Origin of the sequence: Streptomyces sp. NPDC046866 (assembly GCF_040704625.1) — a bacterium.
Lineage (GTDB): Bacteria > Actinomycetota > Actinomycetes > Streptomycetales > Streptomycetaceae > Streptomyces.
Genome location: NZ_JBEYXN010000034.1, coordinates 42,161 through 55,120, shown reverse-complemented (window position 1 = coordinate 55,120; position 12,960 = coordinate 42,161). Strand labels below are relative to the sequence as shown.

The 12,960-nt window shown below is 74.8% G+C and carries 12 protein-coding genes; all 12 read left to right on the top strand.

The window, feature by feature from the left end; translation table 11 throughout:
• On the top strand, positions 1-864 hold an 864-nt coding region (locus AB0953_RS32235), incomplete at its 5' end, for a carboxyl transferase domain-containing protein (RefSeq protein ID WP_366863128.1).
• The gene (locus tag AB0953_RS32230) at positions 861-1,085 is read left to right on the top strand and encodes an acyl-CoA carboxylase epsilon subunit (RefSeq protein WP_366863127.1); all 225 of its coding nucleotides are present in this window, start codon (positions 861-863) and stop codon (positions 1,083-1,085) included. The genes AB0953_RS32235 and AB0953_RS32230, both read left to right, overlap by 4 nt.
• 71 nt (positions 1,086-1,156) lie before the next feature.
• Positions 1,157-2,731, top strand: coding sequence for an MFS transporter (locus tag AB0953_RS32225; RefSeq protein ID WP_366863126.1), 1,575 nt, complete (start codon positions 1,157-1,159; stop codon positions 2,729-2,731).
• Positions 2,732-2,881: 150 nt separating this feature from the next.
• Positions 2,882-4,276: a salicylate synthase gene (locus AB0953_RS32220; RefSeq protein ID WP_366863125.1), complete on the top strand. Its 1,395-nt coding sequence runs from the start codon at positions 2,882-2,884 to the stop codon at positions 4,274-4,276.
• Entirely contained in the window at positions 4,266-5,300 is a 1,035-nt protein-coding gene (locus AB0953_RS32215; protein WP_366863124.1) for a ketoacyl-ACP synthase III family protein, read from the top strand. Before AB0953_RS32220 ends, AB0953_RS32215 begins: the two co-directional genes overlap by 11 nt.
• A gap of 55 nt (positions 5,301-5,355) precedes the next feature.
• Positions 5,356-6,972: an AMP-binding protein gene (locus AB0953_RS32210; RefSeq protein ID WP_366863123.1), complete on the top strand. Its 1,617-nt coding sequence runs from the start codon at positions 5,356-5,358 to the stop codon at positions 6,970-6,972.
• A 32-nt stretch (positions 6,973-7,004) separates the two neighbouring features.
• Positions 7,005-7,304 (top strand): phosphopantetheine-binding protein, encoded by a 300-nt coding sequence (locus AB0953_RS32205; RefSeq protein WP_366863122.1) that lies wholly within the window; start codon positions 7,005-7,007, stop codon positions 7,302-7,304.
• Positions 7,301-8,875: an amidohydrolase family protein gene (locus AB0953_RS32200; protein WP_366863121.1), complete on the top strand. Its 1,575-nt coding sequence runs from the start codon at positions 7,301-7,303 to the stop codon at positions 8,873-8,875. Before AB0953_RS32205 ends, AB0953_RS32200 begins: the two co-directional genes overlap by 4 nt.
• Positions 8,872-9,678, top strand: coding sequence for a 2,3-dihydro-2,3-dihydroxybenzoate dehydrogenase (locus AB0953_RS32195; protein WP_366863120.1), 807 nt, complete (start codon positions 8,872-8,874; stop codon positions 9,676-9,678). Before AB0953_RS32200 ends, AB0953_RS32195 begins: the two co-directional genes overlap by 4 nt.
• A 20-nt stretch (positions 9,679-9,698) precedes the next feature.
• Entirely contained in the window at positions 9,699-10,358 is a 660-nt protein-coding gene (locus AB0953_RS32190) for an isochorismatase family protein (RefSeq protein ID WP_366863119.1), read from the top strand.
• Positions 10,355-12,394 carry an anthranilate synthase family protein gene (locus AB0953_RS32185; protein WP_366863118.1) on the top strand — a complete coding sequence of 680 codons (2,040 nt, stop codon included), beginning with the start codon at positions 10,355-10,357 and terminating at the stop codon, positions 12,392-12,394. The genes AB0953_RS32190 and AB0953_RS32185 overlap by 4 nt, the downstream gene beginning before the upstream one ends.
• 164 nt (positions 12,395-12,558) lie before the next feature.
• On the top strand, positions 12,559-12,834 hold the full coding sequence (locus AB0953_RS32180; protein WP_366863117.1) for a chorismate mutase: 276 nt from the start codon (positions 12,559-12,561) through the stop codon (positions 12,832-12,834).
• The last annotated feature ends 126 nt before the right edge of the window (positions 12,835-12,960 follow it).

Below are 12,960 nucleotides of genomic sequence, written 5' to 3'. Positions count from 1 at the left end.
TACGACGACGAACAGAGCTGCCTCGAAGACGTCCGCCACCTCCTCTCCCTCCTGCCCTCCAACAACCGCGAACTCGCCCCCGCCGGCGACCAGGAGGACCCCGCCGACCGCCGCTGCGAAAGCCTGCTGGACCTGGTTCCGGCGCGGCCGACGCACGGCTACGACATCCGCGACCTCATCGAGGAGGTCGTCGACCACGGGGACTACTTCGAGGTCCACAGCCAGTGGGCGCAGAACGTGGTCTGTGCGCTGGCGCGCCTGGGCGGGCAGGTCGTCGGGATCGTGGCCAACCAGCCGGCGCACCTGGCGGGCGTGCTCGACATCCAGGCCTCCGAGAAGGCGGCGCGGTTCGTTCAGTTCTGCGACGCGTTCAGCATCCCGCTGGTGACGCTGATCGACGTGCCCGGCTTCCTGCCGGGCGTCGACCAGGAGCACAACGGCATCATCCGCCACGGCGCCAAGCTGCTGTACGCCTACTGCAACGCCACCGTCCCGCGGATCAGCCTGATCCTGCGCAAGGCGTACGGCGGCGCGTACATCGTCATGGACTCGCGGTCCATCGGCGCCGACATCGCCCTGGCCTGGCCGTCGAACGAGATCGCCGTGATGGGCGCGGAGGGCGCGGCCAACGTCATCTTCCGCCGCGAGATCGCGGCCTCCGACAACCCGGAGGAGACCCGCGCGCAGAAGATCAAGGAGTACCAGACGGAGCTGATGCACCCGTACTACGCGGCCGAGCGCGGCCTCGTCGACGACGTCATCGACCCGGCGGACACCCGCACCCGGCTCATCGCCACGCTCGACATGCTGCGGGCCAAGCACGCCCAGCAGCCGAGCCGCAAGCACGGGAACCTCCCGCTGTGAGCGCGCCCGACGAGCGGACCGCCATGGCGCTGGCCGCCATCCGGATCACCCGGGGCAACCCGACCGCCGAGGAGGTCGCGGCGCTCGCCGTGCTGCTCACCGCCCGGCTGCGGATGCAGCACGAGGCGGAGGCGGCGCAGGAGCAGGCGGGGGCGACGGTGCACAAGCTCCCGCTGCGGCCCCGGCCCGCCTTCGCGGCGCCGGGCGCCTGGGCCTCGTAACCCGGCCCCTCACCTCCCCTCACCCCCTCCCCTCCCTCACCGCACCGACATACGAGCTCAATGGAGGCCTCGTGCGAAAGTGGTGGCCGCTCGCAGCGGTCAGCCTGGGCGTGTTCATGCTCCTGGTGGACGTCACGATCGTGATCGTGGCCCTGCCTGGCATCGGCGCCGACCTGGGGACGTCCCTGTCCGACCTGCAGTGGGTGATGGACGGGTACGCCCTGACGCTGGCGGCGCTGCTGCTCGGCGCCGGCTCGCTGGCGGACAAGTCCGGCCGGCGCCGGGTCTACACGGGCGGCCTCGCCCTGTTCGCGGCGGCCTCGCTGGTCTGCGGCCTCGCCGGGGACCCGGCCGTGCTGGTCGCGGCCCGGGCGGTGCAGGGCGTGGGAGCCGCGGCGATGCTCGCCACCGCGATGGCCCTGCTGAACGCCACCTACCAGGGCCGGGACCGCGGCATCGCCTTCGGCGTCTGGGGCGCCGTCAGCGGCGCTGCCGCGGCGGTCGGGCCGGTGCTGGGCGGGCTGCTGACCGAGTACCTCGGCTGGCGGTGGATCTTCCTGGTCAACCTGCCGGTCAGCGCGGCGGCGGTCGCCCTGTCGCTGAAGGTGCTGCCCGAGTCCCGCAACCCGCGGGCGGGCCGGACCGACTGGGCGGGCATGGCCTCCTTCACGGTGGCCGTCGGCTCGGTGGTGTACGTCCTGATCCGCGGCGGCTCGCAGGGCTGGACCTCGGGCACCTCGCTCGGGTTCGCCGCCCTGGCCGTGGTCGCGCTCGCCGCCTTCCTGGTGGCGGAGGCGCGCGGCAGCCACCCCATGCTGGACCTCTCGCTCTTCCGCCGGGCCCCGTTCGTCGGGGTGATGCTGTGCGGGCTGCTGTTCTCCGCGGTCGCCTTCGCCTATCTGCCGTACACCTCGCTGTGGGTGCAGTCCGTGCTCGGCCTGAGCCCGGTCTCCGGCGGCTTGGTGGTGCTCCCGATGAGCGCGGTGGCCTTCGTGGTCTCCGCGGCCGCCGGCAAGCGGCTGCCCAGGGTGCCCGCCTGGCTGGCGCTCGGCGGCGGCCTGGCGCTGATCGCGGCGGGGAGCCTGCTGCAGGCCCGGCTCGACGCCGGTGCGGGCTGGACCGTGCTGGTGCCCGGCCTCGTCCTGACGGGCTTCGGCGTGGGCATCGTCTCCCCGGTGCTGGCGGCGACCGCCATGGCGGCCGTACCGCCGGAGCGCGGCGGCATGGCCAGCGGCGCGATGAACACCTTCCGCCAGCTCGGCCAGGCCCTCGGCATCGCCGTCTTCGGCGTCGTGCTGCAGCAGGGCCTGACCCGGGCCCTGGACTCCGCCGGGGGCGCCGACGCGCTCGGCGGTTCGGCCGCCACGGCGCTCGGCAGCGGGCAGGCCCGCGAGGTCATCGCCGGGGCGCCCGCCGGACAGGTGGACAGCGTCGTCCACCTCGTCCGGCAGACGTTCGCCGAGGCCCTCGACGACGTCATGCTCGCCTCCGGCATCACCGGCCTGGCCGGTGCCGCCCTGGTGGCCCTGCTCATCCGCACGGCGGCCCCGGCTCCGGCCCGGACCGCCGGCTCCCCGGCACCCGCGGCCGAGGGCGGCGGCGTCAACGGCGACGCCGCCGCACCGCTCCAGGCCGCGGGGAGGTGAACCGCCGGCGCCGGGCGCCGCCGCCCGTGCGGCGCGCCGCCCGGCGCCGGCCCTTCCCTCCGCACTCCGCCCGCCCCGCCCCGTCCCGCATCCCGCACCGCCCGCTTCAGCCGCTCCGGCCCGCTCCAGACGCACAGGGGGAATACGAACGTGTCTGCGTACTACGTCGAAACCAGAATCGAGCTGGCGCAGGACCAGCTCGCCACGGCCGCCGCGCTCGCCGACTCCGGCCTGCACGACGACTACGTGGTCTACGAGGGCCCTCAGGGCTGGTCCTACGCCGGCGGCACCCTCGCCCAGCTCACCCTCGACCGCTCCGGCGCCCGCCTCTCCCACGAGGGGGAGACCTTCCTGCCCTGGGACGGCAGGCCGCTGCAGCAGGTGCAGAGCCTGCTCGCCGCCCTCCCCGTCGACGGCTGGCGGGCCTACGGCTGGGCCGCCTTCGAGCTGTCGTACGCCAAGGACGGCGCCGTCGACCACGTCGGCGACGAGCGGCTGCTGCACCTGGTCGTGCCGCGCACCGAGGTCCGCCTCGGCGAGGGCACGGCCCTGGTGCGCTCCGCCGACCCGGCCGGCCTGGTCGCCGCGCTCGACGTGCTGCGCTCCCCGGCCCGCCCGGCCGGCGGCAGGGTCGCGCAGATCGACGTGCGCGGCTTCGACAAGACGGACTACCGCAGCTCCGTCGAGTCGGCCGTGGCCGAGATCAACGACGACCGGCTGCAGAAGGTGATCCTCTCGCGGGTCGTCGAGGTGGAGAACGACATCGACCTCGTGGAGACCTACGTCCAGGGCCGGCGCGGCAACACCCCCGCCCGCTCCTTCCTGCTGAGCCTCGGCGGCGTCGAGGCGGCCGGGTTCAGCCCCGAGACCGTCGTCGAGGTCGAGGCCGGGGGCCGCGTGTACAGCCAGCCGCTGGCCGGCACCCGCGCCCTGACCAAGGACCCGCAGCGCAACCGGGAGCTGCGCGAGAACCTGCTCTCCGATCCGAAGGAGATCTACGAGCACGCCATCTCGGTCAAGGTCGGCACGGACGAGCTGACCGACGTCTCCGAGGAGGGCTCGGTCGAGGTCCCCGAGTTCATGGCCGTCAAGGAGCGCGGCAGCGTCCAGCACCTGGCCTCCCGGGTCACCGGGCGGCTCGCCGACGGCTTCGGCACCTGGGACGCCTTCGGCGCGGTCTTCCCCGCCGTCACCGCCTCCGGCGTCCCGAAGGCCGCCGCGTACGACGTCATCCGGCAGTACGAGCCCGAGCGGCGCGGCCTGTACAGCGGCGCGGTGCTCACCACCGACCAGAGCGGCGAGATGGACGCGGCCCTGGTGCTGCGCTCGGTCTACCGCCAGGGCGGCCGTACGTGGCTGCGCGCGGGCGCCGGGATCGTCGGGCAGTCCACCGCGGCGCGGGAGTTCGAGGAGACCTCCGAGAAGCTGGAGAGCGTCTCGCGGTTCCTCGTCGCCGCCGCGCAGGACCCGGGCCGGGAGCAGGCCGGGCGCCAGCAGCAGGTCCGGGAGCGGGAGCAGGACCGGGGCGGCCGCCGTGCGGCTTGAGCACCTGTACCTCGCGGGGATCGCCGCCGTGCTCCCCGAGGTGGTGGAGACCGAGCAGGCGGTCAAGGAGGGCCTGCTGGACGCGGCGGTGCGCGAGGCGTCCGGGATCGTGTCCGTCGCCGTGGCCGGTGAGGTCCCGGCACCCGACCTGGCCGCCGAGGCGGCGGCCGCCGCGGTCGGCCGCTCGGGCCGCCGGCCCGGGGAGTTCGCGGCGCTGCTGCACAGCGGGGCGCACTTCCAGGGCCCCGACGGCTGGTCCCCCCAGCACTACGTGCTGCGCAAGGCGCTGGACGTGCCGATCCCGGCGCTGGAGGTCCGCCAGGGCTGCCTGGGGATGCTCGCCTCGCTGGAGCTGGCCGCGTACCGGCTGGCGGCCGACCCGGCGCGGCCGGCGGTACTGCTGACCGCGGCCGACAACTTCGGCACGCCGATGGTCGACCGGTGGCGGGCGTCGGGGCTGTTCCTGCTGGCCGACGGGGCCGCGGCCGCCGTGGTGACACGTGACGGCGGCTTCGCCCGGGTGCTGGCCGTCGGCTCGCTGTCGAACCCGGAGATGGAGGAGTTCAACCGGGGCGGCGAGGTGCTGTTCCCGCCGCCGGTGACGGTGGGCCGGCCGCTGAACCTGGAGGCCCGCCGCCAGTACTGGCGCGACCAGTGGGCCCAGGGCGTGCTGCCGCCGATGGGGAACCTCGGCGAGCTGGTCGCCGAGGTCGCCGCGCGGACCCTGGCCGAGGCCGGCGTGGCCATGGAGCAGGTCCGGCGGGTCGTCCACATCGGGTTCTCGAAGGGCCCGCTCACCGACACCTTCCTGGACCCGCTGGGGATCGACGCCGACCGCGGCGTGTGGGAGTTCACCCGCCGCACCGGCCACGCCGGCGCCGTCGACCCGTTCTCCGGGCTCCAGTACCTGCTGGAGACCGGCCAGGTGGAGGCCGGCGACCACGTGATGCTCATCGGCGCCGCCCCCGGGGCCGAGGTCACCTGCGCCGTCGTCGAGATCACCGGCGAGCAGGGCGAGCGGTGACCGCCGCCCGCCCGGGCCGCCCCCCGAAGCGAAGAACCGAGGAGAGCTGACGACCATGCTTGAAGGCTGCACCCCTCCCGGCGGGGAACTCGCCGCCGCCTACCGGGCGAACGGCTACTGGCGGGGCGAGAACCTGTCGGCCCTGCTGCGCTCCTGGTCCCGGCAGTACGACGGGAAGACCGCCCTCGTCCACGGCACGACCCGCCTGACCTACCGCGCGCTGGACGCGTGGGTGGACCGGCTCGCGGCCGGCTTCCGCGCGCACGGCGTGGCGCCGGGCGACCGGGTCGTCGTCCAGCTGCCCAACGCCCCCGAGTTCCCGGCGGTCTGCTTCGCGCTGTTCCGCCTCGGCGCCGTCCCCGTCTTCTCGCTCACCTCGCACCGCGCCAGCGAGATCCGCCACCTGCTGGAGGTGTCCGGGGCCGCGGCGTACGTCCTGCCCGCGCGGTACCGGGGTTTCGACCACCTGGGCCTGGGGCTCGCGCTGCGGGAGGAGCTGGACTGCCTGCGGCACCTGTTCGTCCTGGGCGAGGTGCCCGAGGGCTGCGGCGCGGTGCCGCTGGACGCCGTCGACGCCGAGCCGGTGGAGCTGCCCGAGCCGGACCCCTCGGACGTGGCGTTCTTCCTGCTGTCGGGCGGTACGACGGCTCTGCCGAAGCTGATCCCGCGCACCCACGACGACTACGCGTACCAGACGCGCACCGCGGCCGCCGTCAACGGGCTGACCTCGCAGGACGTCTACCTGGCGGCGCTGCCGGTGGAGTTCAACTTCACCTGGGGCTGCCCCGGGGTGATCGGCACCCTGGGCTGCGGGGGCACGGTGGTCATCGCCGACGGCCCGACCGCCGACGACTGCTTCAAGCTGATCGAGGAGGAGGGCGTCACCTTCACCTCGCTGGTGCCGACCGTCGCCCAGCTGTGGCTCGAGACCGCCGAGTGGTCCTCGTACGGGCTGCAGACCCTGCGGACGGTGCAGATCGGCGGCGCCCCGCTGTCACCGGAGCTCGCCGCGCGGATCGGCCCCGGCCTCGGGGTGCGGCTGCAGCAGGTGTTCGGCATGGCGGAGGGGCTGCTGTCCTTCACCCGCGCCGACGACCCCGAGGAGGCCGTGCTCACCACGCAGGGCCGGCCGATCTCGCCCGGAGACGAGGTGCGGATCGTCGGCGAGGACGGTACGGAGCTGCCGCTCGGCGCGACCGGGGAGCTGCACACCCGCGGCCCGTACACCCTGCGCGGCTACTACCGGGCCGAGGAGCACAACCGGACGGCGTTCACCGCCGACGGCTACTACCGCACCGGCGACCTGGCCCGGCTCACGGCCGAGGGCCGGCTCGTCATCGAGGGCCGGATCAAGGACGTCATCGTCCGCGGCGGCGACAAGATCTCGGCCTCGGAGGTCGAGGGGCACCTGCTGACGCATCCGGCGGTCTCCCGCGCGGCCGTGATCGGCGTGCCCGACGAGTACCTGGGCGAGCGGATCTGCGCGTTCGTCGTCGCCGACGGCGAGCCGCCGGGCCTGCCCGGCCTCAAGCAGGCCCTGCAGGAGCGGGGCCTGGCCGACTACAAGCTGCCCGACCGGCTGGAGCTGGTCGAGGAGTTCCCGCTGACGGGGCTCGGCAAGGTCGACAAGAAGGCACTGGCGGCCGGCCTGGCCGCCGCGGCGGCGCACTGACCCGTTCACGGCCACCCACGAGGAGAGCCCCGATGACATCCCACTCCATCGCCGCTGCGGCCGAGACGGCCACGCCCGCCGCGGTGACCCTGATCCTGCGCAGGATCGCCGCCCGGTTCATGAAGGTGGAGCCCGAGACCCTGGAAGCCGACACCAACCTGGTCCACCGCGGACTCGGTTCGCTGGAGATCATGCGCATCGTCAGCGAGCTGCGCCGCGCCGGCATCACCGCCGACGTCCGCGAGCTGGCGACGGACCCGACGCTGGGCGCCTGGACGGAGCACCTGCTCCGGGCGCATCCGGCGGACGAGATCGCGGCGAGGCTGGCATGAGCGGGTCCGGCGCGAGCAGCTCCGCCACGGGCGGGGCCGGCCCGGGCGCCGACGGGTCCGGCGGTCTGCCCGGCGCGGCGCCGGCGCTGCTGGTGCGCGGCGGCTGCGTCCACACCGCGGACGCCGACGCCCGGATGCTGCCGTCCGGTTCGGTGCTGGCGGTCGGCGGCACGATCACCGCCGTCGGTCCGGTCGACGAGGTCGACGCGGCGGTGCGGGCCCTGCCCGAGGAGGTGCGGGCCGGGCTGCGGACGGTCGACGGGACCCGGCACCTGGTGCTGCCGGGCTTCGTCAACGCGCACTGGCACGAGATGTTCGCCCTGCGGCTGCCGTTCAAGGGCGCGCTGCGCGACCCGCGCGACGCCGACGACGAGCCCGGCGTGATGGCGCTCGGCGGCGACGTCCGGAAGATCTCGGCGATGTTCGACACCTTCCAGGACGTCGCCGACGGCCTGACGCCCGGCGAGGCCGAGGCGATCGCCCGGTACTCGCTGTGGACGCAGCTGCGCTCCGGGACCACCGCGCTCGGCGACGTCGGCTCCTTCAACCGGCCCGAGGCCCTGGCGGCCGCGGCCCGCGCGGTCGGCATCCGCTGCTCCGTCAGCCACTGGACGGGGGACGCGGTCTGCGCGCCCGGCGAGGGCCGCCACCGCCGCACCCGCGACACCGACGCGGTGCTGGCCCGGCTGGAGGACCTGCTCGCCGACTGCGCGGCGGACCCCTCCGGGCTGGTGCGGGCGCAGGTGAGCGCCTCGTACGTCACCAACGTCAGCGACGAGCTCGGCGAGGGCCTGGGCAAGCTGGCCCGCGCCTACGACGTCCCGTTCGCCACGCACGTCGGTGCCCTGCGCGGCGAGGCCGAGGTCGTGCGGGCCGGCTACGGCACCACGCCGGTGCGGCGGCTCGCCGAACTGGGGCTGCTGGACGACCGGCTGGTGGCGGTGCACTGCGCCTTCCTCGACGAGCACGAGCGGTCCCTGCTGCTGCGGGCCCGCGCCCACGTCAGCCACTCCCCCGCCAAGTACGGGCCGACGGGCGAGTCCACGCTCAGCGAGACCCGGGCCATCCCGGAGCTGCGCCGGGCGGGGCTGGACGTGTCGCTGTCGACGGACGGCGGCGCGCTGCCGGTCGGCGGGATGGCCGAGGCGATGCGGGCCGCCTGGCACGGGTACACCGAGCTGTACGCGGACAACACGGCGCTGCTGCCGAGCGACGCCCTGGCGATGGCGACGCGGATCGCGGCGCGGGCCCTGCGCCGGGACGACATCGGCGCGCTGGCCCCGGGCCTGCAGGCCGACCTGGTGCTGGTGCCCACCGGGGACTGGCGCTACCTGCTCAACCCGCGGCCGCTGGAGGGGTTCTTGAACCTCGGCGGGTCCGCGGACGTGAGGACCGTGATCGTGGCGGGCCGGGTGCTGGTCGAGGACGGGCGGACGGTCCACCTCGACGAGGAGCAGCTGACCGCCGACTACCTGGAGGCGCTGGCGTCCTTCTCGACGCGCCGCCTGGGCATCGCGCCCGCGGCGGTCGCCGGGGTGCTGGCCGCACACGGCAGGGGGGCGCACGCATGACGGTGACGGGAACGGCCACGGCGCAGAGCGGGATACCGGGGAAGGTGGCCCTCGTCAGCGGCGCGGCCGGCGGGATCGGCGCCGCGGTGGCCCGGGCGCTGGCGGCGGAGGGCCGTGCGGTGGCCCTGCTGGACCGGGACGCGGCGGCGCTGCGGCTGCTGGCCAAGGAGCTCGCCGAGGAGGGGCACCGGGTGCTGGCGGTCCCGGCGGACGTGGCCTGCCCCGAGGAGGTCGCGGCGGCGGTGGACCGCACCGAGTCCGCCCTCGGCCCGGTCGAGGAGCTGGTCAACAGCGCGGGCGTGCTGCGGATGGGCCCGGTGCTGGAGCTGTCCGACGACGACTGGGAGACCACGTTCGCCGTCAACGCGACCGGCGTGTTCCGCCTCTCGCGCACCGTCGGGCGCCGGATGGCCGAGCGCGGCAGCGGCGCCGTCGTCACGGTGGCGTCGAACGCGGCGGGCACCGCCCGGATGAACATGTCCGCGTACGCGGCGTCGAAGGCCGCGGCGACCATGCTCACCAAGTGCCTCGGCCTGGAGCTGGCCCGGTACGGCATCCGCTGCAACACGGTGGCGCCCGGTTCCACGTACACGCCGATGCTGTACGGGATGTACGACCCGGAGGACGTGGCCCGCAGCTCCATCGAGGGCCTGCCGGAGAACTACCGGACCGGGATCCCGCTGCGCCGGATCGCCGTGCCGCCCGACATCGCCGACGCGGTGCTGTTCCTGCTGTCGGAGCGGGCCCGGCACATCACCATGCACGACCTCGTGGTCGACGGCGGCGCCACCCTCGGCGTCTGACACCCAGAAAGGAGATCGTCATGGGCATCCCGGCGATCGCACCCTATTCCATGCCCTCCGTCGGTTCCCTGCCCGTCAACACCGCGCGGTGGACCGTCGACCCCCGGCGGGCGATGCTGCTCGTCCACGACATGCAGGAGTACTTCCTGCACCCGTTCCCGGCCGGCCGGCAGCCGCTGACCGACCTGGTCGCCCACAGCGCGGCCCTGCGCGGGCGGTGCGCCGAGCTGGGCATTCCGGTGGCGTACACGGCGCAGCCCGGGGATATGAGCGCGGCCGACCGCGGCCTGCTGAAGGACTTCTGGGGGCCGGGCATGACGGTGGCCCCCGCCGACCGGGCGATCACGGCGGCGCTGGCGCCGGGCGAGCGGGACACCGTCCTCACCAAGTGGCGGCCGAGCGCGTTCTTCCGCACGGACCTGCTGGAGCGGATGCGCGAGCAGGGCCGCGACCAGCTGATCGTGTGCGGGGTCTACGCGCACGTGGGGATCCTGACCACCGCCAACGAGGCCTTCGCGCACGACATCCAGACCTTCGTGGTGGCCGACGCGGTGGCCGACTTCACCCCCGAGTTCCACCGGATGACGCTCGAGTACGTGGCCACGCGCTGCGGGATGGCCGTGACCACCGCGGACGTGCTCGGGCAGCTCGCCGGCCTCACCGTGGAGGCGGTCCGTTGACCGGGCCGGACCACCCGCTGCTGGGCCGCATCCTGGCGGGCGGCCCGGCAACCGCCCCCCACTTCGCCCTGGTCCACCGGCCGGAGGCGGGTGCGGGCCGGGTGGACGTGCTGGTCGGGCGGGCCGCCGAGGTGCCGGACGGGGCGGGGCTGGCCGGGCTGCCGCTGCCGGCGGCGGGGGCGCGCGGGCGGCACGAGCTGCTGGCGCTGCTGCCGTACCGGCAGGTGCGCGAGCGCGGCTTCGCGGCTCCGGACGACGGGACTCCGCTGGTCGCCCTGGAGATCCACGACCAGGCGGTGGTGCCGCTCGACGAGGTGCTGCGGCGGCTGCCGCGGGCGGAGCTGCGGACGTGGGGCGGCGCCTTCGACATCGACGACGAGCAGTACGCGGCGCGGGCGGCGCAGGTGCTGGCCGAGGATATCGGCCGCGGCGAGGGCGCCAACTTCGTGCTGCAGCGCAGCTGGACGACCACGGTCGAGGACTGGAGCGCCGAGCGGGCGCTGTCGTTCTTCCGGCGGATGCTGCTGGCCGAGCCGTCGGCGTACTGGACCTTCCTCGTGCACCTGGGCGACCGCACGCTGATCGGGGCGACGCCCGAGCGGCACGTCAGCCTCGCGGACGGCACGGCGGTGATGAACCCGATCAGCGGCACCTACCGCTATCCGGCCTCGGGGCCGACGGTGACCGGGCTGCTGGACTTCCTCGCCGACCGCAAGGAGGCCGACGAGCTGTACATGGTCGTCGACGAGGAACTGAAGATGATGGGCCGGGTCTGCACGGACGGGGGGCGGGTCGTGGGCCCGTTCCTGAAGGAGATGTCGCGCCTGGCCCACACCGAGTACCTGATCGAGGGCCGCACCGGCCTCGACGTGGTCGACGTGCTGCGCGAGACGATGTTCGCGCCGACGGTGGTGGGCAGCCCGCTGGAGAGCGCCTGCAAGGTGGTCGAGCGGTACGAGCCGGAGGGCCGCGGCTACTACAGCGGCGTGGCCGCGCTGATCGGCCGCGATGCGGCGGGGGCGCGCACGATGGACTCGGCGATCCTGATCCGCACGGCGGACGTCGACCGCGGCGGGGCGCTGCGCCTGGCCGTCGGGGCCACGCTCGTACGGGAGTCCTCGCCCGAGGCGGAGGTGGCGGAGACCCGGGCGAAGGCGGCGGGGCTGCTGGCGGCCCTGGAGCGGGAGCCGACGGCTGCGGCTGCGGCTGCGGTCCCCGCGGCGGGCGCGGCGGCTGCGGCACCCGCACGGACCGCGGGGCCTGCGGCGGCCCGCGGTCCGCTCGCCGGCCCGTCCGCCGCGGTGCCGGCCGAGCCGGCCGAGCCGGCCGCCGGGGCGTTCGGGCGGCATCCCGAGATCCGGCAGGCGCTGGCGGCGCGGAACTCGGCCCTGGGCTCCTTCTGGCTGGCCGACCCGGCGTCGCGGGCGGAGACCAGGCCCGGGCTCGCGGGCCGGCGGGTGCTCATCCTGGACGCGGAGGACACGTTCACGGCGATGGCGCAGCACCAAATCGCCGCGCTGGGGCCGGAGGTGGCCATCCGCCGCTACGACGAGCCGTACGACCCGTCCGCGTACGACGTGGTGATCGTGGGCCCCGGCCCCGGTGATCCGCGCGAGAGCGGCCACCCGAAGATCGCCGCGATGCGGGCGGCGACGCAGGGCCTGCTGCGCAGCGGCACGCCGTTCCTCGCGGTGTGCCTGGGGCACCAGGTGCTCAGCACCCTGCTGGGACTGGAGATCAGGCGGCGGCCCGTACCGAACCAGGGCGTCCAGTTGAAGATCGACTTCTTCGGCCGGCCCGAACTGGTGGGCTTCTACAACACCTTCGCCGCCGTCAGCGCCGAGGACTCCTTCCGCTGCCCGCGCCGCCCCGGCACCGTACGGGTCTGCCGGGACGGGGAGACGGGCGAGGTGCACGCGCTGGCGGGGCCGGGCTTCGCCTCCGTGCAGTTCCACCCGGCGTCGATCCTCACGCAGAACGCGACGCCGATCCTCGCGGACCTTCTGGACACGGCCCTCGGCCGCCAGGGCCCGTGACGGCATCGACGGCCGTGGCATGCGTGACGGCCGTGGCACCAGTGGCACCAGTGGCACCCCTGACGGCCGCACCCGGCCTCCGCCGTGGCCGAGAACGCGACCGTGGCCGAGACCGTGACCGTGACCGAGACCGCCGTACGCCCTTCCAAGACCCCGGAGGAGCCATGTCCCCCACCGCCCTGCTCGAGCTCACCCGCCAGGACCACCGCGTCTCGGAGCTCGACTCCACCATCATCGACCTGGTGCGCCGCCGCACCGAGCTGGTCACCGAGCTCCAGGAGGCCAAGAGCCGGGCCGGCCTGCCGCGCACGCAGCTCGGCCAGGAGACGGAGATGCTCAACCGGTACCGCTCCGCCCTGGGCGCCCAGGGCACGACGCTGGCCCTGCTCCTGCTCAAGCTGGGCAGCCGGCCCGACCTCCTCCCCGACGGCAGAGGCTGAGCCGTCCCCGGGGGGGACCAACGCTCGACAACCACACGAGAGCGCCTCGTCGGCCAGTGGCCGAAGGGGCGCTCTCTGCGTTCCCGGGACCGCCCGAAAAGTCTGGAACAGTCCGGTTCCCGGCCG

Bases quoted from the DNA above. Each gene is read 5' to 3' on its own strand.
- AB0953_RS32190 (WP_366863119.1), top strand. From the start codon at position 9,699: ATGGGCATCCCGGCGATCGCACCCTATTCCATGCCCTCCGTCGGTTCC.
- AB0953_RS32205 (WP_366863122.1), top strand. From the start codon at position 7,005: ATGACATCCCACTCCATCGCCGCTGCGGCCGAGACGGCCACGCCCGCC.
- AB0953_RS32210 (WP_366863123.1), top strand. From the start codon at position 5,356: ATGCTTGAAGGCTGCACCCCTCCCGGCGGGGAACTCGCCGCCGCCTAC.
- AB0953_RS32200 (WP_366863121.1), top strand. From the start codon at position 7,301: ATGAGCGGGTCCGGCGCGAGCAGCTCCGCCACGGGCGGGGCCGGCCCG.
- AB0953_RS32195 (WP_366863120.1), top strand. From the start codon at position 8,872: ATGACGGTGACGGGAACGGCCACGGCGCAGAGCGGGATACCGGGGAAG.
- AB0953_RS32180 (WP_366863117.1), top strand. From the start codon at position 12,559: ATGTCCCCCACCGCCCTGCTCGAGCTCACCCGCCAGGACCACCGCGTC.